Below are 255 nucleotides of genomic sequence, written 5' to 3' on the forward strand. Positions count from 1 at the left end.
GAGGTCACCGTGTAGGTAAAGCTGGTCGATCCGTTGTAGTTGGCTGCGGGTGCGAAGTCCAACGTGCCGTCGGCCTTCAACGTCACCGAACCGTTGGATACCGCAATCGGCGTCCCCACAACAACCGCGCTGCCATTGATCGCCGTGATGGCATGGCTTGCGTTCTCGAAGGTGTCGTTGCCGTTGACCGCGATGTTGACCGTCGTGTCCTCGTTGGTCGTTACCGTGTCGTTGGCAATGTCCACCACCGCCGAG

The 255-nt window shown here is 60.0% G+C and carries 1 protein-coding gene; it reads right to left on the minus strand.

Translation table 11 applies throughout. The annotated features are described in order from the left end of the window. A partial coding sequence (locus V6F88_RS27860) for an Ig-like domain-containing protein (protein ID WP_332613530.1) occupies positions 1-255 on the minus strand: 255 nt, incomplete at both ends.

The organism is Achromobacter sp. ESBL13, from assembly GCF_036668755.1.
In the GTDB taxonomy this organism is placed as follows: domain Bacteria; phylum Pseudomonadota; class Gammaproteobacteria; order Burkholderiales; family Burkholderiaceae_B; genus Achromobacter.